Annotated in this window: 31 protein-coding genes, 1 pseudogene and 1 riboswitch; of the genes and pseudogenes, 21 read left to right on the forward strand and 11 right to left on the reverse strand. The window is 73.1% G+C overall.

Annotation, left to right across the window (positions count from 1 at the left end; all coding sequences use genetic code 11):
* The first annotated feature begins 7 nt into the window (after positions 1-7).
* Positions 8-1,099 carry an MFS transporter gene (locus tag ACSNN8_RS38235; RefSeq protein ID WP_436655199.1) on the forward strand — a complete coding sequence of 364 codons (1,092 nt, stop codon included), beginning with the start codon at positions 8-10 and terminating at the stop codon, positions 1,097-1,099.
* 162 nt (positions 1,100-1,261) lie between these two features.
* On the opposite strand, the gene dusB is transcribed toward ACSNN8_RS38235, so the two are convergent.
* Complete coding sequence (dusB, locus tag ACSNN8_RS38240) at positions 1,262-2,380, reverse strand: tRNA dihydrouridine synthase DusB (protein ID WP_436655591.1); 1,119 nt, start codon at positions 2,378-2,380, stop codon at positions 1,262-1,264.
* A gap of 56 nt (positions 2,381-2,436) precedes the next feature.
* Between dusB and ACSNN8_RS38245 the strand changes: the two genes are divergently transcribed.
* Positions 2,437-2,907 carry a hypothetical protein gene (locus ACSNN8_RS38245; RefSeq protein ID WP_436655201.1) on the forward strand — a complete coding sequence of 157 codons (471 nt, stop codon included), beginning with the start codon at positions 2,437-2,439 and terminating at the stop codon, positions 2,905-2,907.
* Positions 2,908-2,932: 25 nt separating this feature from the next.
* Here the strand turns inward: ACSNN8_RS38245 and ACSNN8_RS38250 are convergent, their stop codons facing one another.
* The gene (locus tag ACSNN8_RS38250) at positions 2,933-3,064 is read right to left on the reverse strand and encodes a hypothetical protein (protein ID WP_436655203.1); all 132 of its coding nucleotides are present in this window, start codon (positions 3,062-3,064) and stop codon (positions 2,933-2,935) included.
* Between the two features lie 119 nt (positions 3,065-3,183).
* Between ACSNN8_RS38250 and ACSNN8_RS38255 the strand changes: the two genes are divergently transcribed.
* Positions 3,184-3,669 carry an XdhC family protein gene (locus ACSNN8_RS38255; protein WP_436655205.1) on the forward strand — a complete coding sequence of 162 codons (486 nt, stop codon included), beginning with the start codon at positions 3,184-3,186 and terminating at the stop codon, positions 3,667-3,669.
* Positions 3,670-3,732: 63 nt separating this feature from the next.
* Here ACSNN8_RS38255 and ACSNN8_RS38260 read toward each other — a convergent pair whose 3' ends face one another.
* The 3 genes from ACSNN8_RS38260 to ACSNN8_RS38270 form a co-directional block, all read right to left on the reverse strand.
* Positions 3,733-5,112, reverse strand: a complete 1,380-nt coding sequence (locus ACSNN8_RS38260) for a glycine--tRNA ligase (protein ID WP_436655207.1) — start codon at positions 5,110-5,112, stop codon at positions 3,733-3,735.
* Positions 5,113-5,179: 67 nt separating this feature from the next.
* Positions 5,180-5,674 carry a hypothetical protein gene (locus ACSNN8_RS38265; RefSeq protein ID WP_436655209.1) on the reverse strand — a complete coding sequence of 165 codons (495 nt, stop codon included), beginning with the start codon at positions 5,672-5,674 and terminating at the stop codon, positions 5,180-5,182.
* 16 nt (positions 5,675-5,690) lie between these two features.
* A complete protein-coding gene (locus ACSNN8_RS38270) occupies positions 5,691-6,032 on the reverse strand; it encodes an antibiotic biosynthesis monooxygenase family protein (protein ID WP_436655211.1) in 342 nt (113 codons plus the stop codon).
* A gap of 30 nt (positions 6,033-6,062) precedes the next feature.
* Here ACSNN8_RS38270 and ACSNN8_RS38275 point away from each other — a divergent pair, with 30 nt between their 5' ends.
* The 7 genes from ACSNN8_RS38275 to ACSNN8_RS38305 all read left to right on the forward strand — a co-directional run bounded on the left by ACSNN8_RS38275 (position 6,063) and on the right by ACSNN8_RS38305 (position 10,341).
* Positions 6,063-6,320 carry a DUF6703 family protein gene (locus tag ACSNN8_RS38275; protein WP_436655213.1) on the forward strand — a complete coding sequence of 86 codons (258 nt, stop codon included), beginning with the start codon at positions 6,063-6,065 and terminating at the stop codon, positions 6,318-6,320.
* A gap of 49 nt (positions 6,321-6,369) precedes the next feature.
* Entirely contained in the window at positions 6,370-7,290 is a 921-nt protein-coding gene (locus ACSNN8_RS38280; RefSeq protein WP_436655215.1) for a metal ABC transporter substrate-binding protein, read from the forward strand.
* Complete coding sequence (locus ACSNN8_RS38285; RefSeq protein ID WP_436655217.1) at positions 7,287-8,066, forward strand: metal ABC transporter ATP-binding protein; 780 nt, start codon at positions 7,287-7,289, stop codon at positions 8,064-8,066. The genes ACSNN8_RS38280 and ACSNN8_RS38285 overlap by 4 nt, the downstream gene beginning before the upstream one ends.
* A gap of 2 nt (positions 8,067-8,068) precedes the next feature.
* A complete protein-coding gene (locus tag ACSNN8_RS38290) occupies positions 8,069-8,938 on the forward strand; it encodes a metal ABC transporter permease (RefSeq protein ID WP_436655219.1) in 870 nt (289 codons plus the stop codon).
* 11 nt (positions 8,939-8,949) lie between these two features.
* Positions 8,950-9,252 (forward strand): ArsR/SmtB family transcription factor, encoded by a 303-nt coding sequence (locus tag ACSNN8_RS38295; RefSeq protein ID WP_436655221.1) that lies wholly within the window; start codon positions 8,950-8,952, stop codon positions 9,250-9,252.
* Positions 9,249-9,656 carry a Fur family transcriptional regulator gene (locus tag ACSNN8_RS38300; RefSeq protein ID WP_436655223.1) on the forward strand — a complete coding sequence of 136 codons (408 nt, stop codon included), beginning with the start codon at positions 9,249-9,251 and terminating at the stop codon, positions 9,654-9,656. The genes ACSNN8_RS38295 and ACSNN8_RS38300 overlap by 4 nt, the downstream gene beginning before the upstream one ends.
* Before the next feature lie 76 nt (positions 9,657-9,732).
* A complete protein-coding gene (locus ACSNN8_RS38305; protein WP_436655225.1) occupies positions 9,733-10,341 on the forward strand; it encodes a hypothetical protein in 609 nt (202 codons plus the stop codon).
* Here the strand turns inward: ACSNN8_RS38305 and ACSNN8_RS38310 are convergent.
* Together ACSNN8_RS38310 and ACSNN8_RS38315 are read right to left on the reverse strand one after the other, a co-directional pair.
* Positions 10,307-10,858: a DUF6328 family protein gene (locus ACSNN8_RS38310; protein WP_436655227.1), complete on the reverse strand. Its 552-nt coding sequence runs from the start codon at positions 10,856-10,858 to the stop codon at positions 10,307-10,309. The two genes, ACSNN8_RS38305 and ACSNN8_RS38310, sit on opposite strands and share 35 nt — an antisense overlap.
* A 31-nt stretch (positions 10,859-10,889) precedes the next feature.
* On the reverse strand, positions 10,890-11,711 hold the full coding sequence (locus ACSNN8_RS38315) for an alpha/beta fold hydrolase (RefSeq protein WP_436655229.1): 822 nt from the start codon (positions 11,709-11,711) through the stop codon (positions 10,890-10,892).
* A gap of 58 nt (positions 11,712-11,769) precedes the next feature.
* Positions 11,770-11,871: riboswitch (TPP riboswitch) on the forward strand.
* Between the two features lie 70 nt (positions 11,872-11,941).
* On the opposite strand from ACSNN8_RS38315, the gene ACSNN8_RS38320 reads away from it, so the two are divergent.
* The 3 genes from ACSNN8_RS38320 to ACSNN8_RS38330 are packed head-to-tail and all read left to right on the forward strand — an operon-like array spanning position 11,942 to position 14,805.
* A complete protein-coding gene (locus ACSNN8_RS38320; protein ID WP_436655231.1) occupies positions 11,942-12,514 on the forward strand; it encodes an ECF transporter S component in 573 nt (190 codons plus the stop codon).
* Positions 12,515-12,532: 18 nt separating this feature from the next.
* A complete protein-coding gene (locus ACSNN8_RS38325) occupies positions 12,533-14,005 on the forward strand; it encodes an ABC transporter ATP-binding protein (RefSeq protein WP_436655233.1) in 1,473 nt (490 codons plus the stop codon).
* Positions 14,002-14,805, forward strand: coding sequence for an energy-coupling factor transporter transmembrane component T family protein (locus ACSNN8_RS38330; RefSeq protein WP_436655235.1), 804 nt, complete (start codon positions 14,002-14,004; stop codon positions 14,803-14,805). Before ACSNN8_RS38325 ends, ACSNN8_RS38330 begins: the two co-directional genes overlap by 4 nt.
* 2 nt (positions 14,806-14,807) lie before the next feature.
* Here ACSNN8_RS38330 and ACSNN8_RS38335 read toward each other — a convergent pair whose 3' ends face one another.
* Complete coding sequence (locus ACSNN8_RS38335) at positions 14,808-15,491, reverse strand: aldo/keto reductase (protein ID WP_436655593.1); 684 nt, start codon at positions 15,489-15,491, stop codon at positions 14,808-14,810.
* A gap of 11 nt (positions 15,492-15,502) precedes the next feature.
* Here ACSNN8_RS38335 and ACSNN8_RS38340 point away from each other — a divergent pair, with 11 nt between their 5' ends.
* Complete coding sequence (locus ACSNN8_RS38340) at positions 15,503-16,927, forward strand: sensor histidine kinase (RefSeq protein WP_436655237.1); 1,425 nt, start codon at positions 15,503-15,505, stop codon at positions 16,925-16,927.
* Complete coding sequence (locus ACSNN8_RS38345; protein ID WP_436655239.1) at positions 16,924-17,574, forward strand: response regulator transcription factor; 651 nt, start codon at positions 16,924-16,926, stop codon at positions 17,572-17,574. Before ACSNN8_RS38340 ends, ACSNN8_RS38345 begins: the two co-directional genes overlap by 4 nt.
* A gap of 13 nt (positions 17,575-17,587) precedes the next feature.
* On the opposite strand, the gene ACSNN8_RS38350 is transcribed toward ACSNN8_RS38345, so the two are convergent.
* Complete coding sequence (locus ACSNN8_RS38350) at positions 17,588-18,316, reverse strand: ABC transporter permease (protein ID WP_436655241.1); 729 nt, start codon at positions 18,314-18,316, stop codon at positions 17,588-17,590.
* Positions 18,317-18,372: 56 nt separating this feature from the next.
* Positions 18,373-19,017, reverse strand: a pseudogene (locus ACSNN8_RS38355) (ABC transporter ATP-binding protein); the annotation flags it as partial.
* A 157-nt stretch (positions 19,018-19,174) separates the two neighbouring features.
* On the opposite strand from ACSNN8_RS38355, the gene ACSNN8_RS38360 reads away from it, so the two are divergent.
* Genes ACSNN8_RS38360 through ACSNN8_RS38370 form a run of 3 tightly spaced genes read left to right on the forward strand, consistent with a single transcriptional unit; the run spans position 19,175 to position 22,335 of the window.
* A complete protein-coding gene (locus ACSNN8_RS38360) occupies positions 19,175-20,890 on the forward strand; it encodes a histidinol-phosphatase (protein ID WP_436655243.1) in 1,716 nt (571 codons plus the stop codon).
* A complete protein-coding gene (locus ACSNN8_RS38365) occupies positions 20,887-21,384 on the forward strand; it encodes a hypothetical protein (protein WP_436655245.1) in 498 nt (165 codons plus the stop codon). The genes ACSNN8_RS38360 and ACSNN8_RS38365 overlap by 4 nt, the downstream gene beginning before the upstream one ends.
* A 21-nt stretch (positions 21,385-21,405) precedes the next feature.
* Entirely contained in the window at positions 21,406-22,335 is a 930-nt protein-coding gene (locus ACSNN8_RS38370) for a methylenetetrahydrofolate reductase (protein WP_436655247.1), read from the forward strand.
* Here the strand turns inward: ACSNN8_RS38370 and ACSNN8_RS38375 are convergent.
* Complete coding sequence (locus tag ACSNN8_RS38375) at positions 22,332-22,661, reverse strand: aldo/keto reductase (protein ID WP_436655249.1); 330 nt, start codon at positions 22,659-22,661, stop codon at positions 22,332-22,334. The genes ACSNN8_RS38370 and ACSNN8_RS38375 overlap by 4 nt on opposite strands.
* 323 nt (positions 22,662-22,984) lie before the next feature.
* Here ACSNN8_RS38375 and ACSNN8_RS38380 point away from each other — a divergent pair, with 323 nt between their 5' ends.
* From ACSNN8_RS38380 to ACSNN8_RS38390, 3 genes are all read left to right on the forward strand, one after another.
* Complete coding sequence (locus tag ACSNN8_RS38380; protein ID WP_436655251.1) at positions 22,985-23,653, forward strand: NADPH-dependent F420 reductase; 669 nt, start codon at positions 22,985-22,987, stop codon at positions 23,651-23,653.
* A 195-nt stretch (positions 23,654-23,848) separates the two neighbouring features.
* Entirely contained in the window at positions 23,849-24,142 is a 294-nt protein-coding gene (locus ACSNN8_RS38385; RefSeq protein WP_436655253.1) for an MTH1187 family thiamine-binding protein, read from the forward strand.
* Complete coding sequence (locus tag ACSNN8_RS38390; protein ID WP_436655254.1) at positions 24,139-24,816, forward strand: HAD family hydrolase; 678 nt, start codon at positions 24,139-24,141, stop codon at positions 24,814-24,816. The genes ACSNN8_RS38385 and ACSNN8_RS38390 overlap by 4 nt, the downstream gene beginning before the upstream one ends.

The following is a 24,816-nucleotide window of genomic DNA, read 5'->3' on the forward strand; positions in this document are numbered from 1 at the left end:
CTACGCGGTGCGCGCCTGCTCCGACGGCGTGCCGCTCTACCCGGTGTACGCGCTGCTGTTCGCCGACACCGGTCTTTCCACTGCCCAGGTGTCGTCGCTGTTCGCGATCTGGTCGGTGGTGTCGTTCGCCGCCGAGGTCCCCTCCGGCGCGCTGGCCGACGCCTGGTCACGGCGGCGCCTGTACGCGCTCGGTGAGCTGCTCACCGCCGCCGGCTTCCTGCTGTGGCTGACCTGGCCCTCGTACGCCGGTTTCGCCCTCGGTTTCGTGCTGTGGGGCCTGGGCGGCTCGTTCGGCTCGGGCTCGCTGGAAGCCCTCGTGTACGACGAGCTGGCCGCGACCGGCCGCACCGCCGACTACGCACGCGTCACCGGCCGTGGCAACACCGTCGCGATCCTCGCCATGCTCGCCGCCACGCTGCTGGCCACCCCCGCGTGGCAGGCCGGCGGCTACCTGCTGGTCGGCGCGCTCAGCATCGCCGTCAAGCTGCTCGGCGCCGCCCTGGCCCTCCGCCTGCCCGAGCCCGCCGCGTCCTCGTCCTCCGACGCCCCGGACGAGGGAACCTACTGGTCGCTGCTCCGCTCCGGGACGCGCGAGGCCCTCGGCACACCCCGGGTCGCGCGCGCCGTGCTGGTGGCCGCGCTCGTGCCCGGCTTCACCGCCCTCGACGAATACCTGCCGCTGCTCGCCCGCGACAAGGGCGCCTCCATCGCCGCCGTGCCGCTGCTGTTCGCCGTGACCGCGCTGGCCATGGCCGCCGGCAGCGCCCTGGCCGGACGCGACCGCATCGGCCTCCCGCTCACCCTCGTCACCGCCGCGGCGCTGATCGTCGCCGGCGGGCTCACCCCGCACCTCGCCGGCATGGTCGCCGTGTCGGCGGCGTTCGGGCTGCTGGAGTACTCGATCGTCCGCTCCGAGACCCGCCTGCAGGAGACGATCACCGGGAGGGCGCGCAGCACGGTGCTTTCCGTGGCCGGGTTCGGGGCGGAGGTGTTCGCGGTGGTGCTGTACGCGTCGTTCGCCGTGGAGCTGCCTTTGGGGGTGCTTTTCGGCCTCTGCGCGGTGCCGCTGCTGGTCACGGCGCTGGTTGCGCGGCGCTGAGGGCGGCGTTCGGCCGCCCACTCGGCCCGCCCCACCCCACCAGGGGGCGGGCCCTGACCTTACGCCGCGGCGGGCCGGCTTCTCGAGTTATCCACATTCGGCGCTCGTCCACAGGGGCTCTGGCACGGCCGGCGCCGAGCCCCTACCGTCCGTGCCATGTCGTCAGCCGCCGCTGTTCTCCATCTCCGCGCCCTCGGGCACGGAGTCGTCGTCGCGGCTGTCGAGCCACCCGTAGGGCAGCGACACCTTGCCCGGCGCGTTGACCCGGCCGCGCGGCTTGCCCAGCTCGTCGACCGGGAAGGGCTCGGCCGGGTCGAGCTTGCCGAGCAGGTCGTCGAGCTCCGCGAGCGACAAGATCATCGCCAGCCGCCGCCGCAGCTCGCCGCCGATCGGGAAGCCCTTCAGATACCAGGCCACGTGCTTGCGGAAGTCGGCGCAGCCGTGCTTCTCGTCGCCGAGCGCGTCGACCAGCAGCTCCGCGTGTCGCGACATGATCTTCGCGACCTCGCCCAGCGCCGGCAGCACGGGCTTGTAGTCCGCGCCCTGCGTGAAGGCGGCCTCCAGGTCGGCGAAGAGCCACGGCCGCCCGAGGCAGCCGCGCCCCACCACCACGCCGTCGACCCCGGTGTGCTCCACCATGCGCAGCGCGTCCGAGCCCTCCCAGATGTCGCCGTTGCCGAGCACCGGCACGTCGAGGGCCTGCTTGAGCGTCGCGATCGCGTCCCAGTCCGCCTGACCCGAATACCGCTGCTCCGCCGTGCGCGCGTGCAGCGCGACGGCCGCCACACCGGCCTCCTGGGCGATCAAACCCGCTTCGACGTACGTCAGATGGTCGTCGTCGATCCCCTTGCGCATCTTGATCGTGACCGGGATGCCGTACGGCCGTGCCGCCTCGACGGCCTGCCGCACGATCCGCCCGAACAGCTTGCGCCGCCACGGCAGTGCCGACCCGCCGCCCCGCCGGGTGACCTTGGGCACCGGGCAGCCGAAGTTCAGGTCGACGTGGTCCGCGAGCCCGTCCTCGCCCACCATCCGCACGGCGGCCGCCGTCACGTCCGGGTCGACGCCGTAGAGCTGCAGGCTGCGGAAGTCCTCGTCCTCGGCGAACGCGATCATCTTCAGCGTCTTGGGGATCCGCTCCACCAGCGCCCGCGTGGTGATCATCTCGCAGACGTACACACCGCCGCCCTGTTCACGACAGAGCCGGCGGAACGCCACGTTCGTGATGCCCGCCATCGGGGCGAGCACAACGGGCGGCTTGACGGCGTGGTCGCCGAGCATGAGCGGTGCAGTCACGCCCTCCAGGGTAGTTGCCCGCTCTCCGTACGCTCGATCCCATGGAGGCCCGCAGGATCAGCACCTGGAAGAGCAGCTATCTGGTCACCGACCGCGGCCGGGAGGTCGCCACCTGGGACAGCAAGGTCTGGAAGGGCGGCGGCGAGTTCGTCATGGACGGCCGGCGGTTCCGGGTCAAGTCCAACGGCTGGGGCACCAAGTACTCGATGGTCGACGACGCGGGCACGGTCGTCGCCTCGGCCGACCGGGTGGGCCGCAAGCGCTGGACGGTGTCGGCCGCCGGGCAGACCTACCACTTCCGCAGCAAGTTCTGGTCCGGCGAGGAAGAACTGGTGCTGGGTGAGACGCGGGTGGGCGCGGTGCGCAAGGCCAGCTTCTGGGGCAGCACCGTCGACGTCGAGCTTCCCGGCCTGCCGCCGGCTGTGCAGCTCTTCGTCCTGGGCGTGGTCATCAGCAAGTGGAACGCCGAGTCCTCGGCGGCCGCGGGCGCATCCTCCAGCGGCGGCAGCTGACCGGTTCACCGGCGCCGGTGCGAGGTCAGGGCGGCCGGCGGTCCAGCGCATAGCTGACCGAGCACTGCCGCTCGATCCAGGTCCTGCTGATCGGGCAGATCCATCCCGCCAGTTCCATCGCGGTCAGATGGATGTCGGTGATGGGCCGGTTGAACATCGGCTCGTGGTGAGCCAACCGGTTACGGGAAAGATGCAGAACTAGACGCCCGACTAGCTGTCGCGCGGCAAGAGCATAAGTGTCCTGCGCGCGGGCCGGGGATCTGGCACAGTCGGGGCATGGGTGACGCGGGCCGGCCTCGGCGACTGGTTGTGGTGTTCGAGTCGCCGGTGGCCGAGGCGATTCTGCGGCTGACGCCCGAACTGGGCTTCCAGACCGTGCTCGTGGAGCCGGACGAGACGAGGCTGCTGGGGACGCCGCGGCCGCGGGGGGATCGGTTCGTGCACGACCTTGCGGCGGCGAACCTCGACGGGAACACCGATGTCGTGCTCACCGACCACGATCGGGCGGAGGTCGGGGAGGTCCTGAAGCAGGCGCTCGCGGCCGAGACCCGGTACATCGGGATCATGGGGAACCCGAAGAAGGAAGGGCCGCACGTGGCGGCCCTTCGCTCGCTGGGTGTGCCGGACGACGAGATCGCCCGGGTGCACCGGCCGATCGGCCTCAACATCAGGGCGCAGACCGCGGCCGAGATCGCCGTGGCCACCCTGGCGGGGCTCATCGCCGATCGGAACGGCCGACCGGGCGGATTCGACTTCAGCTGAGCGATCGAGCCGCGACGAGCGGCCGACCCCGGGCGACCCCAAGGGGCCGCCCGGCCGGCAAGCTCAACAGCCGGGCAGGCGCTTGAGCAGGTAGTCCTCGATCTGCGAGAGACCGACCCGCTCCTGCTTCATCGTGTCGCGGTCGCGGACGGTCACGGCGTCGTCGGTCAGGGTGTCGAAGTCGACCGTGACGCAGAACGGGGTGCCGATCTCGTCCTGGCGGCGGTAGCGCCGCCCGATCGCCTGGGAGTCGTCGAACTCGACGATCCAGCGCTTGCGCAGCGTCTCGGCCAACCCGCGCGCCTTCGGCGACAGCTCGGGGTTGCGCGACAGCGGCAGCACCGCCACCTTGACCGGCGCGAGGCGCGGGTCGAAGCGCATGACCGTCCGCTTGTCGACGCCGCCCTTGGTGTTGGGGGCCTCGTCCTCGTCGTACGCCTCGAGCAGGAACGCCAGCACCGCGCGGGTGAGGCCGGCGGCCGGCTCGATGACGTACGGCACCCAGCGCTCCTGCTTCTCCTGGTCGAAGTAGGACAGGTCGACGCCGGAGTGCTTGGAGTGCGTGGACAGGTCGTAGTCGGTCCGGTTGGCGATGCCCTCGAGCTCGGCGAACTCGGTGCCGCCGAAGCGGAAGCGGTACTCGATGTCGACCGTCCGCGAGGAGTAGAACGACCGCTTCTCCGCGGGGTGCTCGTAGAACCGCAGGTTGGTCTCGGACAGGCCGAGGTCGCGGTACCAGTTCCAGCGCTCCTGCAGCCAGTACTCGTGCCACTTCTCGTCGGTGCCGGGCTCGACGAAGAACTCCATCTCCATCTGCTCGAACTCGCGCGTCCGGAAGATGAAGTTGCCGGGGGTGATCTCGTTGCGGAAGCTCTTGCCGACCTGCGCGATGCCGAACGGCGGCTTCTTGCGCGCGGTGGTCGCCACGTTGTTGTAGTTGACGAAGATGCCCTGCGCGGTCTCGGGGCGCAGGTAGTGCAGGCCCTCGGCGCTGTCGGTGGGCCCGAGGTAGGTCTTCATGAGGCCGTTGAAGTTCTTCGGCTCGGTGAAGGTGCCCTTGTTGCCGCAGTTGGGGCAGTTGAGCTCCTGCAGCGAGGCGGGCGCCGAGCCGTGCTTCTCCTCGTACGCCTCCTCGAGGTGGTCGGCCCGGAACCGCTTGTGGCACGACTGGCACTCGGTCAGCGGGTCGGTGAACGCCTCGACGTGGCCGGACGCGACCCACACGTCGCGCGCCAGGATCACGGCGGAGTCCAGGCCGACGACGTCGTCGCGCTGCTGCACCATCGTGCGCCACCACTGCCGGCGGACGTTGTCCTTCAGCTCGACGCCGAGGGGACCGTAGTCCCAGGCGGAGCGGGTGCCTCCGTAGATCTCGCTGGACGGGAAGACGAAGCCGCGTCGCTTGGCGAGGCTGACGACGGCGTCGATACGGTCGGCGGGCATGTTCCTCCTACGCCGGCTGGGTGTCGGCGGGGACTCGTGGAGACGTGGATCGGGACAAAAAGCGAGATTACTCCCCGAGCTCGCACACCTCGAACCGGCCCGTCGACGTGTTCTGGTCGAGCGACGCCTCGAGCCGGCGCGCCTGACCGTTCTCGTACGTCGCCTGCACCGGCACGGTGAGGTCGAGCTGGTCGAAGTCGCCGAGCTGCCAGGTCTGGATCCGCTGCTCGGACTCGACGCGGCTGCGGAACTCCGAGGCCGACTCCTGCTCCTGCGCCCGCTCACACAGCTGCCCGTACGCCTGGTCGTAGCGCCCGCCGCGCAGCGCGGTCAGATAGCTGTCGACGGCCGCGTGCGCCTGCTCGTTGAGCGCGCCGGTGACCGACGTGCCCAGCCCGATCAGCGCGGCCAGCCCGCCGCCGCAGATCAGCAGCGCCACGCCCGCGCCGGTGCCCAGGCCCCAGCCGATCCGGCGGCCCTTGCCCTCGACCGGCGGCGCCGGGAACGGCGGCTGGACACCCGGCCCCTGCGGAGGCCCGGGAACGTGAGGAGCCGTCGTCATGACCCAACAGTAGTCGTCAGCGCCACGGATCCGCGGCCCGGTCGCTCTCGGCGACCACCACCTGTGCGCCCGGATCCGCGCTGGCCAGCGTCTCGAAGGCGGACGGCTCGTCGAGCGACTGGGCCAGCAGCGGGGTGGCGTGCACCTTGACGTCGAAGCCGCCCAGCGCGCGCCGGTAGGCTCCCACCGACTGCCACTCGGTGACCAGGGTCCACGAGGCCGGGTCCTCGAGCGCGCGGGCGAGCCGGCCGGAGAGGTAGCCGGGGCTGGCGGCGAGCGCGGCGAGCGCGGCGTGGGCCCGCTCGAGGAAGCCGTCCTGCGTGTCCGGCGGCACGACGAAGCGGTTGAGCACGAGCATGCGATGAGGGTACGCAGCGACGAGGAGTGAGTGTTGACGCCGTCCGACCACCTGTTGCGCCGGCTGGCCCGGATCAACCCGACCACCGCGTTCGTCGTCGCGCTCGTCGTGATGCTCGCCGGGCTGTTCCTGCCGGGCATCGTCGGCGCCGCGCTGTTGTTCGTGCTGGCCGCCGGGCTGGCGGTGCTCACGTTCACGACCTGGCCGGTGCAGGCGGCCGCGACCCGGGCGCTGCGCGTGCTGATCCTCGCCCTGCTCCTGGCGGTGGTCGTCGCCAAGGCGCTCTAGACACATGCGCTTTTGACAATCATTATCATTGCCAGAGACAGTGGGTGGTATGCGCCGCCGACTGCTCCCTGCCCTGCTCGTGCTCGCCGCCGCCCTCGCCGGCTGCGGTGACCGGGCCGGGCAGCCGGGCGGGGCCGGCGAGAAGTTCGCGATCGTCACGGCCTTCTACCCGTTGCAGTTCCTGAGCGAGCGGATCGGAGGCGACGTGGTCAGCGTCACCAACCTCACCAAGCCGGGCGCCGAGCCGCACGACATCGAGCTCACCCCGCGCCAGGTGGGTGACGTCGCCGACGCCGGGCTGGCCGTCTACCTCAAGGGCTTCCAGCCGGCCGTCGACGAGGCCGTCGCGCTCGAGGCGAAGGACCGCTCGTTCGACGCCGCCTCGGTCGTGCCGCTGCTGCACGCGGACGAGGCCGACGAGCACGGCCACGAGCACGAGGAGGCGGCCGGCGGCGAGGACCCGCACGTCTGGCTCGATCCGGTGCGGCTGGCGACCATCGCCGACAAGCTCGCCGAGCGGCTCGCGCAGGCCGACCCGGAGCACGCCGCCGGCTACACCGAGCGCGCCAAGGCCCTGCATGCCGACCTCGACGCGCTGAACACCGCGTTCGCCGACGGCCTCGAGACGTGCGAGCGCCGGGAGCTGGTCACCAGCCACACCGCGTTCGCCTATCTGGCCGAGCGCTACGACCTGCACCAGGTCGGCATCACCGGCATCTCCCCCGAGGCCGAGCCCTCGCCGCAGCGCCTGGCCGCCGTGGCCGAGGAGGCCCGGGACACCGGCACCACCACGATCTTCTTCGAGACGCTGGTCAGCCCCGCCGTGGCCGAGACCATCGCCCGCGAGGTCGGCGCGCGGACCGCGGTCCTCGACCCGCTCGAGGGGCTGACCGACCGCGGCGGCGACTACCTGAGCGTCATGCGGTCCAACCTGACCGCGCTGACCACCGGATTGGGGTGTACGCGATGAGCGTCGTGACGGTGCGCCACGCCGCGGTGGGCTACGAGGGCCGCGAGATCCTGCACGACATCTCGCTGACCGTCGACGCCGGTGAGGTCGTCGCGATCCTCGGCGCCAACGGCTCCGGCAAGTCCACGCTGATCCGCACGATCCTCGGCCTGGTGCCGCTGGGCCACGGCGAGATCGAGCTGTTCGGCACGCCGCAGCGCCGGTTCCGCGACTGGGCCCGGCTCGGCTACGTGCCGCAGCGGCTCGGCGCGGGCAGCGGCGTTCCCGCCACGGTCGGCGAGGTGGTCGCGTCGGGCCGGCTGGCGCGGCGCGGCATCTTCCGCCCGTCCGGCGCCGCCGACAAGGCCGCCGTCCGCGAGGCGCTCACCGACGTCGGCCTGCTCGACCGCATCGACGACCCCGTCACCACGCTGTCGGGCGGCCAGCAGCAGCGCACGCTGATCGCCCGCGCGCTGGCCGGCAGGCCCGACCTGCTGGTGCTCGACGAGCCCACGGCCGGGGTGGACGCCGCCAGCCAGGAGGCGTTCGCCGCCGCGCTGGGCCGGTTCGAGACCGGCGGCGGCACGATCCTGCTGGTCGCGCACGAGCTGGGCCCGCTGCGGCCGCTGATCGACCGAGCCGTCGTGGTGCACGAGGGCCGCATCGCGCACGAGGGCGCGCCGCCCGAGCCGGCCGGCCACCACGCCGAGCCCGACCACGACCACGTGCACCCGCACGCCGTGCAGGCCGCCGCCGGCATCTGCGTGGCCCCCACCGACCGGATCACGGCGAACTGACGATGGACCTCTTCCAGTACGACTTCATGATCCGTGCGCTGCTCGGCGCGCTCATCATCGGCCTGGCCGCCCCCGCGCTCGGCATCTACCTGGTGCAGCGGCGGCTCTCGCTGATCGGCGACGGCATCGGCCACGTGGCGCTGACCGGCGTCGGCGTGGGGCTGCTGCTCGACCAGTCCCCGGTGCTGAGCGCGGTGATCGTGGCCGCGGCCGGCGCGGTCGGCGTCGAGCTGATCCGCGAACGCGGCCGTACGTCCGGGGATCTCGCCCTGGCCCTGCTGTTCTACGGCGGCATCGCGGGCGGCGTGGTGCTGGTGTCGCTCTCCGACGACGCGAGCAGCAACAGCCTCGTGCAGTACCTGTTCGGCTCGCTGATCACCACCTCCGCCGGGGACGTGGCGGTGATCGCGGCGCTCGGGGTGGCCGTGCTGATCGCGATGCTGGTGTTCCGCCCGGCGCTGTTCGCGGTCTGCAACGACGAGGAGTACGCGCGGGTCAGCGGCCTGCCGGTGCGGGCGCTCAACCTGCTGATGGCCGTGACCACCGCGGTGACGGTGACGATCGCCATGCGGACGGTCGGCCTGCTGCTCGTCTCGGCGCTCATGGTCATCCCGGTGGCCGCGGCGCAGCAGGTCACCCGGGGGTTCCGCGCCACGATGGCGGCGGCGATGGCGATCGGACTGGTCGCGGCGGGCGCCGGGGTGGTCGTCTCGGCCGAGGCCGACACCCCGCCCGGCGCCACCACCGTGATCCTGGCGCTTGCCGCGTTCCTCGCGATCACCGTCGGGGCCGCGGGGCTGCGGATGGTGCGCCGGCGCGCCCAGCCGCCCCGCGAGGTCGAGCCGCCCGACGTCGTGCTGCAGAAAGCCTGAGGTACGGTCCTATGTCGACGACGAGCGGATACGAGGCGTACGAGTCCGCCGGGGAGCTGCTGCGGGCCCTGTCCGCGCCGATCCGGGTCGCGATCGTGGCGGAGCTGGGCGCCGGTGAGCGCTGCGTGCACGAGCTGGTGGAGAAGCTCGGCGCGCCGCAACCGCTGGTCTCCCAGCACCTGCGGGTGCTGCGCGGCGCCGGGGTGGTGCGGGGTGCACGCCGTGGCAGGGAGATCGCATACTCGCTGGTGGACGAGCACGTCGCGCACATCGTCGCCGACGCGGTCAGCCATGCCAGGGAGGTCCGATCGTGAACGCCGAGACGAACGCCGCGCAGCGCACCACCAAGCAGCGCACCGCGGTGAGCGCCGTGCTCGCCGACGCGGAGGGGTTCAACAGCGCGCAGGACCTGCACGCCATGCTGCGCGAGCGCGGCGAGCGGGTGGGCCTGACCACGGTCTACCGCACGCTGCAGGGCCTCGCCGACGCGGGCGAGATCGACGTGATGCGCCCGCCGGGTGGCGAGCACCTCTACCGCCGGTGCAGCCAGGGCCACCACCATCACCTGGTGTGCCGGTCGTGCGGCCGGGCGGTCGAGGTGGAGGGCCCCGCGGTCGAGTCGTGGGCCGACAAGGTGGCGAGCCGGCACGGGTTCGTCGACGTCTCGCACACCATGGAGATCTTCGGTACGTGCCCGGAGTGCGCCACCCAGCGCTGAGCCCGTCCAACACCCCGACCGCCGCCCCCGAACCTGACTGAAGGCCGGCCTTCCCTGCCGTGGGACCCTGTGCCGCGTGAAAATCTACGCGGACCGGCCGCCCACCGCCGTACGTCAGCTCCTCACCGACCTCGCCGTCGTGGCCTGGGTGGCGCTGTGGATCCGCGCCGGTCTGTGGGTCAACGACATGGTGGAGAAGCTCGGCGTGCCCGGCGCCAAGCTGGAGAGCGCGGGCGGCGGCATCGCCGACAACCTCTCCGACGCGGGCACCAAGGTCGGCGGCGTGCCGCTGGTCGGCGACGAGCTGGTCAAGCCGTTCGAGGGTGCCGCCTCGGCGGCCCGGTCGCTCGCCGAGGCGGGCCGCCAGCAGCAGGACGTCGTGGACACACTGGCCGTGGTCGTCGCCCTGGTGGCCGTGGCCGTGCCGCTGTCCCTCGTGCTCCTCGGCTGGCTCCCGCGGCGGTTGCGGTGGATGCGCCGGGCGGCGGCTGCCTCGGCCGTACGCGACCAGCCCGCCGGGCGTGACCTGCTGGCGCTGCGCGCGCTGGCGAGCCAGCCGCTGACCCGCCTGGCGACGCTCGGGCCGGACATCGCGCAGAGCTGGCGCGACGGCGACCCGGCCGCGGTCGACGCGCTGGCCGAGCTGGAGCTCAGGCGTCTCGGCCTGCGGGCTCGGAGGCGATGACCTCGCCGCTGCTGGACTCCTCGTCCTCCTCCTCGGCGTCCTCGTCGATCCAGTTCTTGCGGAAGAACGGGATGGTCGCCCAGAACGTGAGGAAGAACAGCGCGGCGATCGCGGTCAGCACGAACGCGATCGGCCGGTCGAGGATGAAGTCGGTGACCAGCAGCACGCTGCTCACCATCGAGACCAGCAGGAACGCCAGGCCGCCGGTCGCCATGCGGTGGGCGTAGCGCACCAGCTCAGGCTTGCGTCCCTGGCGGAACAGCGCCCGGTGGAACGCGACCGGCGCGATGATCATGGCGGTGGCGGCGGCCGCGGCGAGCAGCGCCACCACGTACGTGTCCTTCTGGAAGTTGGTGACCTTGGGGAAGCCGTTGCTGAAGGGCAGCGTCAGCAGGAACGCGAACAGGATCTGGATGCCGGTCTGCGCGACGCGCAGCTCCTGCAGCAGATCGGCGAAGTTGCGGTCCCAGCGCTGCTTCTCGGTCTCGTGCTTGATGCGGGATTTCTCGGCCACCATGACGCTGGCGTATCCCCTGCGGAGACGGAAATCAAACTAGGCCGATACGGGAGAGGGCGGCGTCGGCGAGCGCGGTGGCCGCCTGCTCCGGCACCCAGTGGCTGACGCCCTTCATGGCGACCAGCTGGTAGTCGGCGTCGACCCAGTCCCGCGTGCGCAGCGCCGCGGTGAGCGTCACCACGCCGTCGCGGTCGCTCCAGACGTAGGTGGTCGGCACCCGGACGATGCCCGGTCCGCCCGGTGCGCCGCCCTGCACCGCGCGGTACCAGTTCAGGCCGCCGGTGAGCCGGCCCGGGTCGTCGCGCATCGACTCGACGTACTTGTCGCCGCGCTGCCCGATCGGCTTGAGCATCGCCCGCAGCATCGCGCCGTCGCGGGCGAGCAGCAGGCGCTCGGCGACCGGCGACTGGAAGACCTTGAAGTACGACATCCGCGCGCGCTGGGTGGCCCGCACGCGCAGCGCCAGGCCCAGCGCCTTGGGATGCGGCACCGAGACGGCGGTCAGCGTGCGCACCCGGTCCGGATGGCCCGAGGCCAGCCACCAGCCGACGATCGCGCCCCAGTCGTGGCCGATCACATGGGCGGACTCGAGCCCGAGCGCGTCCAGCACGGCGACGGCGTCGGCGGTGGGCTCGTGCAGGCGGTAGGCGCTCACCTCGGACGGGCGCGCGCCGGGCGAGGTGCCGCGCTGGTCGAGGGCGTACGTCCGCAGGCCGCGCTCGTGCAGCTTGGGCGCCAGCAGGTCGAACTCGCGGTGGTCCTGGGGGAAGCCGTGCAGCAGCAGCACCGGGGCGCCGTCGGACGGGCCCCCCTCGTACACGTCGAAGGTCAGCCCGCGTGCCTTGATCTCCATGTGATCACTCCCTCGCTGTCCCTCGACCCGCACCGGTGTTAGTTTCATCGAAACACAGCACATCCGACAGGGGAGCGCACAGCGCTGAGAGTGCGGGCGACCGCAGACCCTCGCACCTGATCTGGGTAATGCCAGCGCAGGAAGTTCGGTCTTTCTCCAGCCGCGTCGTGTCCGGGCCGCACCCGGGCGTGGCGTGCGTCTCCTCCCGGTGCCCACTGGGAGGTTCAGTCATGAACAACCGCTGGCGGACGATCGACATCGTCATCGCCTCCGTCGTCGCCGTGGCCTTCGGCGTGATCTTCTGGGCCTGGGGCCTGCTCTACAACGGCCCCGCGGACGCCATCCCGCTGCCCGGACGGGCCGTGCTCTACGGCGTCTGGCTGGTGCCGGCCGTGCTCGGCGCGCTCATCGTGCGCAAGCCCGGTGCCGCGTTCTACACCCTCTCGCTCGCGTCGCTGGTCTCGGTGGCGATCGGCGTGAGCTGGGGCTGGACGATCGCGGTGCAGGGGCCGCTCGAGGCGCTCGGCGCGGAGGTCGTGTTCGCCGCGTTCGCGTACAAGATCTACCGCCTGCCGGTGGCGCTGCTCGCGGGCGCCATGGCCGGGGTGGTGGCCGCGGTCTACGACGTGTTCGTCTGGTACCCCGACACCTCGTGGGCCACGTTCCGCCTCCCGTACGTGCTGATCACCGCCGCGTCGTCGCTGGTCATCGCGGGTCTGGGCAGCGTGCTGCTGACCCGCGCGCTGGCGCAGACCGGCGTGCTGGACCGCTTCCCGGCGGGCCGCTCGCGCGCCCTCGTCTGATTTGGTTCGATTCCAGGTATGAGTGAGGTCGTCCTCCGCGGCTTCGGCTGGCGGCACGCGGGCCGCCGCGCGTGGGCCGTGCGCGACGTCGACCTGCGCATCGGGCACGGCGAGCGGGTGCTCCTGCTCGGTCCCTCCGGGGCCGGCAAGAGCACCCTGCTCGCGGCGCTGGCCGGGCTGCTCGCCGAGGACTCGGGCGAGTCGGCCGGCACCATCGAGATCGACGGGCTCGACCCGCGCAAGGCGCGGGAGCAGGTGGGCATCGTCTTCCAGGACCCGCAGACCCAGCTCGTGATGGCGCGCAGCGGCGACGACGTGGCGTTCGGGCTGGAGAACCGCGGGGTCCCGCAGGCGCAGATCTGGCCGTGGGTCAGCGATGCGCTCGACCGGGTGGGCTTCCCCTATCCGATCACCCGCTCGACCGCGGCGCTCTCCGGCGGCGAGGCGCAGCGGCTGGCGCTGGCCGGGGTGCTGGCCCTGCGACCGGGTCTGCTGCTGCTCGACGAGCCCACCGCCAACCTCGACCCGGCCGGCGCGGCGCTGGTCCGCGACGCCCTGCGGCGTTCCCGCTCCCGCTACCCCGTCTACTTCGACCAGCGGACCTCCTCCGACGACCCGACGATGATCCTGGTGGAGCACCGGGTGGCCGAGGCCCTGCCGCTGGTCGACCGCGTGGTCGTGCTCGAGCCGGGCGGGGGGATCAGGGCCGACGGGGCGCCCGACGTCGTGTTCGCCGCCTACGGCGACCGGCTGGCCGAGGAGGGCGTCTGGGTTCCCGGCTTCACGGTGCCGCCGCTCAAGGCGGTCACGGCAACGGCTTCCGAGCTCGTACGGGCTCAGGACGTCACTGTCACCGGACGGCTCGCGCCCGTCTCGCTCGGCGTCGGGGAGGGCGAGGTGCTCGCCGTGACCGGTCCCAACGGCGCCGGGAAGTCGACGCTCGCGCTGGTGCTCGGCGGCCTGCTGGCCCCCACCGGCGGCGCCGTGCGCGGCTTCGGCGACGCGCGGCCCCCGCACCGCTGGCGGGCCGCCACCCTGACCGGCCGCATCGGCTCGGTCTTCCAGAACCCGGAACACCAGTTCGTCACGTCCCGGGTGGCCGACGAGCTGGCGGTCGGCCCGCGCCGCCTGGGCCGGTCGGCGTCCGAGGTGGACCGGATCGTGTCCGGGCTGCTCGAACGGCTGCGCCTGGACCGGCTGGCGGCCGCGAACCCGTACACGCTCTCGGGTGGCGAGGCCCGCCGGCTGAGCGTGGCCACCGCGCTCGCCACCGCGCCCCGGCTGCTCGTGCTCGACGAGCCCACGTTCGGCCAGGACCGGCGCACCTGGATCGAGCTGGTCAGCCTGCTCGCCACCCTGCGCGACGACGGCCACGGCATCGTCGCCGTCACCCACGACGACGACTTCGTGCAGGCCCTCGCCGACCGGACCCACCCGCTGGGCGCCGCCCGCCTGCAGGATCCCCTCCCCCACCGGCGGCCGCGCCCATGACGCTCGCCCTGCAGCCGGTCGCGGACCCGTCGGCGCCGCTCGCCCGCCGCAACCCGGTGGCCAAGCTCGCCGCCGCGATGCTGTTCTCGCTGCCGCTGATCGCCACGCTCGACCCGCTCACGCCCGCCATCGCGCTGGTGATCGAGCTGGCTCTGGTGCCGCTGTTCGGCGTGCGCTTCGCGACGCTGGCCCGCCGCGCCTGGCCGGTGCTGGTCGCCTCGCTGGGCCTGCTGGTCACGATGGTGCTGTTCTCCGCGAACCGCACCGGCACGCTGCTGCTCGACCTGGGCCCGTTCGACGTCACCACCGGCGTGCTCTACTCCACGCTCGGGCTGATCCTGCGGCTGTTCGCGGTGGTCGTCCCCGGCGTGCTCGTCTTCGCCACCACCGACCCCACCGACCTCGCCGACGCCCTGGTGCAGAACGCCAAGGCGCCCGCCCGCTTCGCCCTCGGCGCGCTCGCCGCGTTCCGGCTGATCCCGCTGCTGGGCAGCGAGTGGCAGATGCTCACGCTGGCCCGCCGGGCCCGCGGCATCGACGCGGGCCGCAACCCGGTCACGGCGCTGCGGCTGTTCGTCGCCACCGCCTTCGCCCTGCTGGTCGGCGCCCTGCGGCGCGGCGGCCGGCTGGCGGTGGCGATGGACGCGCGCGGCTTCGACTCGGGCGTCCCCCGCACGTACGCCCGCAAGCAGGTCTTCCGCCGCGCCGACGTGGCCCTGCTCGTGGGCGCGATCGTGCTGTCCTCGTTCGCGCTCGGCATCTCGATCGCCGCCGGCGTCTTCCGCCCGATCATCGGCTGAGCTCAGCGGTTACGGGCCGTGCCGTGCGCCGCGAACGACGTCCGGTCGCCACGCCACTGCGTGCGGGGCACGGTCGCCTCGAGCACGGCCAGGTCCCGCCCGGACAGTTCGACGTCCGCGGCCGCGGCGTTCTCCAGCACGCGCCGTCGGCTCCGGGTGCCCGGGATCGGCACCACGTCGGTGCCCTGCGCCAGCAGCCTGGCCAGAGCCCGATCCCGGGCCGCCGGCACCACGTCGTCCTCCGGCTCGCGCCACGCCGGCGACCACTCGAACTGCACGGCGGCGATCGGGTGTACCGCGGCGGCGGCCGCGAGCTCGGCCGGACCGGCCTCGGAGAGCCCGAGGTGGCGCTCCTTGCCCGCCGCGACCAGCTCGGCCATCGCCCCGACGGTCTCACCCACCGGCACCTCGGGGTCGATGCGGTGCAGGTTGTACAGGTCGATGTGGTCGACGCCCAGCCGTTCCGGCGAGGCGTCGCAGTAGCCGCGGACGTTCTCGGGGCAGCCGTCGAGACGCACCCCGTCCTCGCCGCGGACGATGCCGAACTTGGTGCACAGCACGACGTCGTCCGGGCTCCTTCGCCTGCGTGGCCGCCCGCTCAGCGCCGCGGCCGAGGCCCTGCGCCGCCACCTGATCGACGCGGCGACCTGACTTCCGGCAGTAGAGGCGCCCGCGGCGGCGTCGATAGCCTGGCCGGATGCGGGGACGGCGGGAGTGGGTGGCCGACGGGCTGCTGGGGGCGGCGCTGGTCGCCCCGGTGCTGCTCAACCAGGGGCTGAACGGCAGCCTGCCGGGCCTGGCGGGTGCCGCCGCGGCGGCCGTCGTGATCACGGTGACGGCCCGGCGGCGGCCCGTCGCGGGATGGCTGACCGTGCTGCTGGGCACGCTCGCGGACGGTAACTTCGTGTTCGCGCTGCCGGTGACGAGCTACCTGGTGGGGTTGCGCACCGAGCGGGTCCGCGCGGTGGCGCTGACCTTCGTCGCGATCGCGGCGGGCGGCACGGCGCTCAACTTCGCGGTGCTCGGCACCAGCCTGGCGGAGTGGTTCTTCCTGATGATGGCGCTGCTGCTGCTCGGGGTCTTCCCGTGGCTGGCGGGCCGGTACCGCGCGCAGCAGAAGCGGCTGACCGCGGCCGGGTGGGAGCGCGCGGCCCGGCTCGAGTCGGAGCGCCGCATGGTGGTGCTGCGCGAGCGCGCCCGCATCGCGCAGGAGATGCACGACTCGCTCGGCCACGAGCTCAGCCTGATCGCGCTGGGCGCGGGCGCCCTGGAGACGACGCCGGGGCTCGCGGAGAAGCAGCGGGCGGCCGCGGCGCGGATCCGGGAGTCGGCCGCGACGGCCACCGACCAGCTGCGCGAGATCATCGGCGTGCTGCGCGACGAGGACGACCGGGCGCCGCTCGAGCCCGGCGGCGAGTCGGTCGGGGCGCTGGTCGAGCGGTCGCGCGCCGCCGGGATGACGATCACGCTGCACGGCGAGGGGACGCTGCCGGCGGCGGCGGAACGCACCGTCCACCGCGTGGTGCGCGAGGCGCTCACCAACGCGGGCCGGCACGCGCCGGGCGCCGCGGTGCGCGTCGTCCTCGCCGACGACGGGCAGCGCTCGACCGTCGAGGTCACCAACGGGGTGAGCGCGCACAGGGCCGCGGCCGGCGGCGGGCAGGGCGTGCCGGGCCTGCGGGAACGCGTGCGCCTGGCCGGCGGGATCTGCACGGCCGGGTCCACTCCCGACGGTGGCTTCCGCGTGACGGCGACCCTGCCCCGCCACGCCGCAGCCGTCCCGCCGGAGCTGCCCGTGGCGGCCGAGATGCGCGACGCCCGCCGCCGGGCCCGCCGCAGCGTGGCCGCCGCGATCCTCACCCCGGCCGCGCTGGCGCTGGTCACCGCGCTGGGGTACTACCCGTTCGCGGTGGCCAACTCGGTGCTCGACGAGCAGGCGTACGACCGGATGACCGTCGGCACGCCGCGCGCCGACCTGGCCGGCGTCCTCCCGGCCAGGCAGGCGCCCGGCGAGCGGCGCGGCTGCGAGCTCTACTCCGACGGCAACTTCCCGATGGCCGACGCCGCGTACCGGCTGTGCTTCGCCGACGGCGTCCTGACCAGCAAGGAAAGGCTCAAGTGAGGGTGCTGATCGCCGACGACGAGGCGATGATCCGGGCCGGCATCCGCGCGATCCTCGAAAACGACGACGGCATCGAGGTGGTGGGCGAGGCAGCGGACGGCGTGGAGGCGGTGGAGCTGGTGCGCCGGCACCGGCCCGCGGTGGTGCTGCTCGACATCCGCATGCCGCGCCGCGACGGGCTGTCGGCCGCGGCCGAGATCCGGCGGCTGGCGCCGGCGACCGGCGTGATCGTGCTGACCACGTTCGGCGAGGACGAGTACATCGTGCGGGCCATCGCGGCGGGCGCGGCGGGCTTCCTGCTCAAGTCCAGCGACCCGCGGGAGCTGACCGCGGCGATCCGCGCGGTGGCGGCGGGCGCGGCGTACCTGTCGCCGCGGGTCGCGCACCGGGTCATCACCGAGCTGGCCGGGGCCCGCCTCGGCGCGGGCGCGGCGGCCCGGGCCCGCGTGGACGCCCTCACCGACCGGGAACGCGAGGTGCTGGCCCTGGTCGGCGAGGGACTGTCCAACGCGGAGATCGGGCGGCGCCTGTTCCTGGTGGAGGGCACCGTCAAGGCGTACGTCAGCAGCCTGCTCGCCCGCCTCGGGGTGCGCAACCGGGTGCAGGCCGCGATCGTCGCCTACGAGGCGGGCCTGCTCCAGGCGTAGCGGCACCCGTCGCTCAGGCGTCGCGGCTCGTCAGGACCTGCCGCCCTGCCGCGAAGGCCGCCGCGGCCCACGCCGCCACGATGAGCAGACCCACGACCGGGGCGTACGGGTCTGCGTCGCCCAGCAGGAAGTGGTTGCCGGCCACGCCCGGCATCGCGTCGGCGATCGCGTTCAGCACCGCCACGTCCGGCACCTGCAGCAGCGGTGGCACCACGACGACGAGCAGAAGCAGCACGACCAGCGTGACGACCGGCCCGCGCAGCGCCGCGCCGAGCCCGACCGCGAAGACGCCGAGCAGCGCCAGGTACGCGCCGATCCGGACGGCCGCGCCCAGCACGTCGCCGCGCTCGTCCATCAGCGACGCCGCGACCAGCGCCCCCAGCAGGCCCGTGATCGCGCCGGTCACGAACGTCACCGCCGCGACCACCGCGCACTTGGCGAGCAGCAGCCGCCCCCGCGACGGCACCCAGGTCAGCGTGGCGCGGATCGTGCCGGTGGAGAACTCGCTGGTCATCGCGAGCATCGCCAGCGCCACGAAGGCCAGCTGCGCGAAGCTCAGCGCGAGCACCGCGACCGTGGCGGCCGACGCGGGCCGGTCGAGGTCGCCGTTCCCGGCGTAGATCGCGTACTGCCCGGCGCCCGCACCCATGAGCGCGAGCGCGGCGGCGAGCGCCCACCAGACCGTACGGGTGGTCCACAGCTTGGTCCATTCGGCCGCGACGGCGGCGCGCAGCAGGGTCATCGGAGCAGGGTCCCTTCGGTCAGGTGGTAGTAGGCGTCCTCGAGCGACGCGTGCCCGGCGACGACCTGCTCGAGCGGGGCGTCGGCGAGCAGCCGCCCGCGGCCGATGACGATCAGGTGGTCGGCGGTCACCTGCATCTCGCCGAGCAGGTGGCTGGAGACCAGCACGGTGCGGCCCTGCGCGGCGAGGTCGCGCATCAGCCCGCGGATCCAGCGCACGCCGTCCGGGTCGAGGCCGTTGACCGGCTCGTCGAGCAGCACCACGGGCGGGTCGCCGAGCAGCGCGCCCGCGATGCCGAGCCGCTGTCCCATGCCCATCGAGTACGTGCCGGCGCGTTTGCGGGCGGCCCCGGTCAGCCCCACGGTGGCCAGCACCTCGTCGACGCGGCTCGCCGGGATCGCGTTGCTGCGCGCCATCGCGAGCAGGTGGTTGCGTCCCGTACGGCCGGGGTGCACCGCGGCCTCGAGCAGCGTGCCGACCTGGCGCAGCGGCCACGCGTACGCCCCGTAGGGTCGTCCGTCGAGCAGCGCCCGGCCCGCGGTAGGCCGGTCCAGCCCGACGATCATCCGCAGGGTGGTCGACTTGCCGGCGCCGTTGGGCCCGAGGAAGCCGGTGACCCGGCCGGGCCGCACCTCGAGGTCGAGCCCGTCGACCGCGACCGTGGCGCCGAACCGCTTGGTCAGTCTCTCCAGGGTTATCAGCATGCCCCGGACGCTAGAAGCGCAGGTGCGCCCCGCACCCGACCCGAACGGCAGTCGCCCGTACTGACGAAAGTCATGCCCGGTACACGGGCCGTTGATCTGCCGACGCGAATGTGTGCCCGATAGAGCATGCATCCATCTGTGGGAGATCACCGATATGGGTCACGGCCACGACCACCATCACCACGACCACCCGCACGAGACCGCCGGCGGCGACGTCGCCCCGGCCCTCGACCTGAGCATCCCGGACAGCGAGCTCTCGCCGTCCGACGTCTCGCGGCGTGGCTTCCTGCGCGGCGCGGGCCTGCTGGGCGCGGGCGCCGCGGCCTCCGTGCTCGCCACCCCGTCGGCCGCGCAGGCCGCGGGCCTGCCGCACAGCCACGGCCCGGCCGGCGGCGGCACCGGGAAGGGCGGGTTCACCTGGCTCGCCGGTGACCACCACATCCACACCCAGTACAGCTCGGACGCCCAGTACCGGGTCATCGACCAGGCCAGGCACGGCCGCGCGTTCGGCCTCGACTGGGTCGTCATCACCGACCACGGCAGCGCCACGCACGCCAAGATCGGCGTCGACAAGGTCAACCCGGACATCCGCGCCACCCGTGACGAGCTGCGCGACCTGCTGACGTTCCAGGGTCTGGAGTGGAACATCCCGGCCGCCGAGCACGCGACCGTCTTCGTGACCCCGAGCCGCAACGAGGTCGAGGTCCTCAAGCAGTTCGAGCAGAACTACGACGGCTCGCTGCTGCCCGCGACCAACACCACCGAGCAGAACGAGGCCGCCGCGATCGCGGGCATCAAGTTCCTCGCCTCGCAGGTCAAGGCCCGCAAGGTCGACGGCGCGCTGTTCTTCGCCAACCACCCGGCCCGCCGCGGCATCGACTCGCCGCACGAGATCCGCAACTGGCGCGACGCCGACCCCACCGTCGCGGTCGGCTTCGAGGGCGCCCCCGGCCACCAGGCCGCCGGCATCCCGGCCCCGAACGGCCGCGGCGGCGCGCGCGGCTACTACGACAACAACCCGTCGGCCGCGTCGTTCGCCGGCTACCCGCTGGAGAGCTACCGCACCTGGGGCGGCTTCGACTGGATGACCGCCACCGTCGGCGGCCTCTGGGACAGCCTGCTCGCCGAGGGCAAGGCGTGGTGGATCACCGTCAACTCGGACTCGCACGTCAACTACCTGGACCAGTCCGACCGCGGCCCGGGCAGCGACTTCGAGGCGAACGGCAAGTACAACGACCCGGTCTACACCGGCAAGGTCAACACGCAGGCGGGCGACTTCTGGCCGGGCTTCTACGGCCGGACGAACGTCGGCGCGACCTCGTGGGGCTACAAGCAGGTCATGGACGGCCTGCGCGCCGGGCGCGTCTGGGTCGACCACGGCCGCCTGATCAAGGGCCTGGACGCGCGCGTCCGGGTCGCCGGCGACCGCCGCGGCGCCACCGGCACCCCGCTGGGCGGCGTGCTGCACGTCAAGCGCGGCACCAGCACCGAGATCACCCTCGACATCGACCTGCAGGACGTGCCGAACTGGGCCCAGTTCGTCCCGGTCCTCAAGCGCGTCGACGTGATCGTCGGCACGGTGACCGGCCCGGTCGCCGACAAGGACGCCTTCACCGCCCCGGACACCAAGGTGGCCAAGTCGTTCGAGGTCAGCCCCGGTGCGAAGCGGGTCTCGCTGACGTACTCGTTCGGCCGGCTCGACAAGCCGTTCTACGTGCGCGTGCGCGGGACCGACGGCAACCGCACCCAGCCGGGCCTGATGGGCGCGTCCGTCGACCCGTACGGCCCGAAGCTGGACGTCGCCGGCGACGCCGACCCGTGGGGCGACCTGTGGTTCTACACCAACCCGATCTGGGTGCTCCCCAAGTGACGTTGTACCGCTCGGTCTCCCGGGCCGCGGTGACCGGGGTCAGCCTCGGTCACCGCGAGCTGTCCGCCGCAGACCACTGGATCCTGGCGCTCGACCCGGCGCCGTCGTGGGCCTGCACGCACCTGGTGCAGACGCCGTTCCCGCACGTCGCGATCAGCCTCTCCGGTGTCTCCGCCGAGACCGCGCCCGAGCTGCGGGCGGCGGCCGACGCGGCGGCGGCGGGCAGGTCCGGCCGCGCGGTGGTGTTCCCGGGCTCCGAGCGGCTGGTGGGCTCGCTCACCGTGTCCGACGTGCTGTCGCTGAGCGCGATCGACCGGGTCGAGGTGCTCGGGTCCGGCGTGGCCGGCGACGACGCGGTGGTGGACACCCGGGACTTCGTACGGCCGCAGTACCGCGGCGGTGACCTGGTGCTCGTCACCACGCCGGCCGCGGGCGGGGTCCTCGTCCCGTTCGAGACGCGGGAACCCACCCCCTGCTGCGCCGACCACGCCTGATCACTTCTCTACGCTGGGCCCGTGTCCCGTAACTCGCTGCAGTCCAAACTGGCCGGCGCGCAGGGCGGGGTGATGCTGTTCAGCATCACCCCGCCTCGCCGCACCACCGACCCCGCGCGGGTCAAGGAGATCGCCGAGGTCACCGTGCGCCGGTTGGCCGGCCTCGACCTGGACGGGCTGATCCTCTACGACATCGACGACGAGTCGGACCGCGTCGCGCAGGAGCGCCCGTTCCCGTATTTGCCGACCCTCGACCCCGCCTCGTACCACGCCGACCACCTCGGCGACTGGGACCGGCCCACGGTGATCTACCGCTGCGTCGGCAAGTACACCGAGGACGAGCTGCGCGGCTGGCTGGCGGCGGCGGACACGTCCCGTACGCTCGGGGTCTTCGTCGGCGCCTCGTCCGGCGGCAAGCCCGTGCAGACCTCGCTGCGGCGCGCCCAGCAGCTGCACGCCGACGTCCGCCCGCTGCTCCCCCTCGGCGCCGTCGTGATCGGCGAGCGCCACGCCCGCCACGGCGACGAGCACCTGCGCATGCTCACCAAGCAGGAACGCGGGTGCACGTTCTTCATCTCCCAGGTCGTCTACGACCTCAACGAGACCAAGAACCTGGTCTCGGACTACTTCTACGCCTGCCGGGAGGCCGGCATCACGCCCCGGCCGCTGATCTTCACGCTGTCGCTGTGCGGCTCCGCCAAGACCCTGGAGTTCCTGCGCTGGCTGGGCGTGCAGGTGCCGCCGTGGCTGGCCACCGAGCTGCTGGAGTCCCCCGACCCGCTGGCCACCTCGCGCCGCGAGGCGCTGGCCATCGCGGGAGACCTCAAGTCGTTCTGCGAGCGCCTCGGCATGCCGTACGGCTTCAACATCGAGAGCGTCTCGATCCGCCGGGCCGAGATCGAGGCGTCCACCGACCTGGCCCGCGAGGTCGCCGCCCTGCTCCGCTCCTAGCCGGCCGAGAGGGCGGCCAGTTCCTCGCCCGTGAGGCGCAGCCCACCGGCGGCGATGTTGTCCTCGAGATGGCGTACGTCGCCGGTGTCCGGGATCGCCAGGACGTTGGCGCCCTGGTGCAGCGTCCACGCGAGACGCACCTGGTGGACCGAGACGCCGTGGGCCTCGGCCACCCGGTGCACGGCCGTGCCGGTCGCAGCCCGCGGACCGTCCTCGCGTCCGGCCCCCGCGATCGCGAAGAACGGCACGAACGCGATCCCCCGCTCGGCGCACAGCCGCGGCATGTCCGCGTCCCGCGGCAGGTCGAGCGCCAAGATGTTCTGCACGCACACGACGGGTGCGATCGGATCAGCTCGGTCGCATAGCGGATCGGCCCCTCGCCCACCTCCAGGATCCCGCCCGGCGAGCGGTAGAAGGCGGCGGTGTCGATGTGGTCGACGCCCAGCTCGACCGCCCGCCGCAGCACCCTGATCGCCACGCCGGGATCGGGTTGGGGGTGAGCCGCATGGAGCCGAACCCCATGCGGTTGACGGTGTGGTCGCCCAGGGTCCAGGTTCCGGCGGCGTCGGCATGGATCACGGCGGAATGGTAGCCGCGACTGTGGCGTGGGCCTCGGAATGCCGGGCGCAGGGCCGAGGTTGTCGCGACCATGACGACGATCGGATTCATCGGCAGCGGAAACATCGGCGGCACGGTGGCGCGGCTCGCGGCCGCGGCCGGCTACGACGTGGTGGTGAGCAACTCCCGCGGGCCCGAGACCCTGCAGGACCTGGTGGCTGAGCTGGGCCCGAAGGCGCGCGCGGCGACCGCCGCCGAGGCCGCGAAGGCCGGTGACCTGGTGGTGGTGAGCGTGCCGTTCAAGGCGTTCGCGCAGCTGCCGGTGGCCGAGCTGGCCGGCAAGGTCGTGCTCGACACGAACAACTACTACCCGCAGCGCGACGGCGTCTTCGAGGCGCTCGACCGGGGCGAGGCGACCAGCTCCGAGCTCGAGCAGCAGGCGCTGGGCTCGGCCCGCCTGGTGAAGGTCTTCAACAACATCTTCTCGGCGCACCTGGCGTCGCTGGCCCGCCCGTCCGGCGCCGCGGACCGCTCGGCCCTGCCCATCGCCGGTGACGACGACGCCGCCAAGCAGACGGCCACCGAGTTCCTCGACGCCATCGGCTACGAAGCGGTGGACGTCGGCACGCTCGCCGACAGCTGGCGGTTCGAGCCGGGCCAGCCGGCCTACGGGCCGCCCTACGGCTCGTTCAGCGACCCCGCCGGCACGCCCGCGAGCGCCGACGTGGTCCGTCAGGCCCTGGCCGAGGCCAAGCGCTGACCGGAAAGGCCCGGGCGGCCGGCGCCGCCCGGGCCTCGGGGAGCGCAATCCGGTTTTCCGCTCCCATCGTCCGTCGTCCGGGGCGCGCACGCTGCGGCGATGCGGTGTGAGAGCGCTCTCTGCGGCACGTGCGGCAACGAAACAAGTGCTGCCGCGGGTTGCGGGGGAAGCGAGAGGACCTGCGACCATGGGCGCGTGCTGGTTGCTTTCTCCGTGACGCCCCTGGGTGTGGGCGACTCCGTCGGCGATCTGGTGGCCGAGGCCGTACGCGTGGTGCGCGCCTCAGGGCTGCCGAACCGGACCGACGCCATGTTCACCACGATCGAGGGCGAGTGGGACGAGGTGATGGCCGTCGTCAAACAGGCCGTCGACGCGGTGGCCGCCCACGCGCCGCGGGTCAGCGTGTCGCTCAAGGCGGACATGCGGCCCGGCGTGACCGGCGCGCTCGACGCCAAGGTGGCGCACATCGAACGGGCGCTGCAGGAGTGAGGCGCCTGGTCATGTGGGACATCGACTACACCCTGCTGCGCGGCGGCGGGGTGGCGTCGACGGCGTGGAAGGCCGCGTTCGCCGAGCTGACCGGGCTGGCGTGGCGCGAGACGCCGGTGTTCGGCGGCCGTACGGACATGGACATCTGCGCCGAGGTGTTCGCGACGCACGGCGTCACCGACTGCACCCCGGAGCGGTTCTTCCTGCGCTACGTGGCCGAGGTGCGGCGCACCCAGCACCTGTTCGCCGAGCAGGGCGCGCTGATGCCCGGCGTCCGCGACGTGCTGGCCCGCCTGGGCGAGGACCCGGGCGTGGTGCAGACGCTGGTCACCGGCAACGTGCCCGAGGTCGCGGCGGCGAAGGTGGCCGCGTTCGACCTGAGCGCCTCGTTCGACGCCGAGGTCGGCGGGTACGGCACCGACGACAGCGTGCGCGCCACGCTGGTGCGGCGCAGCCTCGAGCGGGCCGAGGCGAAATACGGCGAGCGCTTCGCACCGGTGGTCATCGGCGACACCGTGAACGACGTGACCGCCGCGCTGGCGAACGGCGCCTACGCCGTCGCCGTGGCCACCGGCTCGACCACCATGGCCGACCTGGTGCTGGCCGGCGCGCACGCCGTGCTGCCCGACCTGTCCGACGTGGACGCGACGGTCCGCATCCTCACCGGCCCCTGA

The organism is Actinoplanes sp. URMC 104, assembly GCF_051386375.1.
In the GTDB taxonomy this organism is placed as follows: Bacteria; Actinomycetota; Actinomycetes; order Mycobacteriales; family Micromonosporaceae; genus Actinoplanes.